Origin of the sequence: Streptomyces sp. NPDC057638 (genome assembly GCF_042800315.1) — a bacterium.
In the GTDB taxonomy this organism is placed as follows: domain Bacteria; phylum Actinomycetota; class Actinomycetes; order Streptomycetales; family Streptomycetaceae; genus Streptomyces.
The window spans coordinates 1-2,294 of the sequence record NZ_JBHVHF010000554.1 but is presented as its reverse complement, the minus strand read 5'-3'; the positions used below and the strand labels follow the sequence as shown (position 1 = coordinate 2,294).

The window sequence follows — 2,294 nt, the reverse complement described above, 5'->3', positions numbered from 1 at the left end:
CCCTATGAAGGAGCGCCCCTTACCTCATCTCATGGACCCGCCGCGCGTCAGCGAGCGTGACTAGGCGTCGCGCTCGCCGCCGTCCTCGCGCGCCCCGGTCTCCGGGCCGGACACGTCCGCGCCATCGGAGACACCACCATCAGAGACATCATCGTCATCAGAGACAGCGTCATCGGAGACAGCGGAAGCGGACGACGGCGCGTCGGCGACATCCGGGACGTCCTCGTCGGTGGCCTCCACCTCGGCGTCGGCGTCGGGCGCCCGCTCCTCGGGGGACGGGACAGAGGACTGGTCGGAGGAGTCCACCACGGGGGACGCGTCCACCGCGCCGCCTTCCGGAGCGTCCTCGTCCAGGGCGTCCACGAACTCGACGCCGTCCATCTCGGCCAGCCGGTCGGACGCGTCCGTCGCGCCGTCCTTGTCGGCCTCCAGCGCCTTGGCGAACCACTCCCGGGCCTGGTCGTCACGACCGGCGGCCAGCAGAGCGTCCGCGTAGGCGTACCGCAGACGCGCGGTCCACGGCTGAACCGAGCTGGAGGCCAGCTCCGAGCTCTGGAGCGTCACGATGGCCGCGTCGAGCTGCCCCATGTCCCTCCGGGCTCCGGCCGCGACCAGCCGCATCTCGACCTGCCCGGCCTTGTCCAGCTTCTGGACCTCCGGCTCACCGGCCATGGCCAGCGCCCGCTCGGGCCGCCCGAGGCCGCGCTCGCAGTCGGCCATGACGGGCCACAGCTCCACGCCACCGGTCATCCGCCGGGCCGCCCGGAACTCCGCCAGTGCCTCCGAGTACCGCTGCGTCGCGTACGCCGCGAACCCGGCGGCCTCACGCACGGCCGCCACCCGGGCGGCGAGCCTCACCGCGACCTTGGCGTAGCCGTACGCCAGCTCGGGGTCCTCGTCGATGGTCTTGGCGACCATGACCAGGTTCTTCGCGACGTCCTCGGCGAGCCCCTTCGGCAGGCTCTGGAGCTCCTGCTTGACGTCCTTGTCGATCTCCTCGCCGGTGACGTCCTCGGGGATCGGCAGCCGCTTGATCGGCTCCCGATCCGGCCGGTCCCGCTCATCACGGCGACCGAACCCACCGGGACGGCCACCACGGTCATCGCGGCGGCCGTAACCGCCACCACCAGAGCGCCCGCCACGGTCCCGGTCGTCATCACGACGGTACGAGGGACGGTCGTCCCGCCGCCCGTAGCCACCACCGCTGGGACGCCCACCGGAACGGTCGTCGCGCCGGTCGTCGCGGCGGAAGCCACCGTCGGCGGGCCGGTCATCGCGACGGCCGTAGCCACCACCGCTGGGACGCCCACCACGGTCATCATCACGCCGGTACGACGGACGGTCATCCCGACGGAACCCACCAGAACGGTCATCGCGGCGGTCGTCACGCCGGTCGTCACGGCGGAAGCCGCCGCCGGACCGGTCATCACGACGATCGTCACGACGGTCGTCGCGGCGGTCATCGCGACGGAAGCCACCGTCGGCGGGCCGGTCATCGCGACGGCCGTAACCGCCACCGCTGGGACGCCCACCACGGTCATCATCACGCCGGTACGACGGACGGTCATCCCGACGGAACCCACCGGAACGGTCATCCCGCCGATCGTCACGCCGGTCATCACGCGGACCCCGGTAACCACCACGGTCCCGGTCGTCATCACGCCGGTACGAGGGACGGTCGTCCCGCCGCCCGTAGCCACCACCGCTGGGACGCCCACCGGAACGGTCATCCCGACGGTCGTCACGGCGGTCGTCACGGCGGTCGTCACGGCGGAAGCCGCCGCCGGACCGGTCATCACGACGATCGTCACGACGGTCATCGCGGCGGTCGTCACGGCGGAAGCCACCGTCGGCGGGCCGGTCATCGCGACGGCCGTAACCGCCACCGCTGGGACGCCCACCACGGTCATCATCACGCCGGTACGACGGACGGTCATCCCGACGGAACCCACCGGAACGGTCATCCCGCCGATCGTCACGCGGACCCCGGTAACCACCACGGTCACCGTCCCGACGGGCTCCCTGGCCGCGATCATCGCGGCCACCACGGAACCCGCCCCGGTCACCACCGTCCCTACGACGAGGCTCGTGCCCCGGACGGTCGTCGGAAGAGTTGGTGGGCATGGGCGTGACTCCTGTCTTCACGTACTACGGGTCATTCTCGCGCAGTCAGCGACCAAGCGCGCTTCGGTAAACAGACAACAAAAAAAGACCCTTGGTCCAGCGTGAACGCTGGACCAAGGGTCCTAAAGATTGTTCGGCGGCGTCCTACTCTCCCACAGGGTCCCCCCTGC

The 2,294-nt window shown here is 71.1% G+C and carries 1 protein-coding gene and 1 pseudogene; both read right to left on the bottom strand.

Annotated elements, in window-relative coordinates; translation table 11 throughout:
- Nucleotides 1-338 precede the first annotated feature (338 nt).
- Nucleotides 339-918, bottom strand: a pseudogene (locus ACFVIM_RS34670) (tetratricopeptide repeat protein); the annotation flags it as partial.
- Complete coding sequence (locus ACFVIM_RS34665; RefSeq protein ID WP_384310237.1) at nucleotides 855-1,769, bottom strand: hypothetical protein; 915 nt, start codon at nucleotides 1,767-1,769, stop codon at nucleotides 855-857. The pseudogene ACFVIM_RS34670 and the gene ACFVIM_RS34665, both read right to left, overlap by 64 nt.
- Nucleotides 1,770-2,294 lie beyond the last annotated feature (525 nt).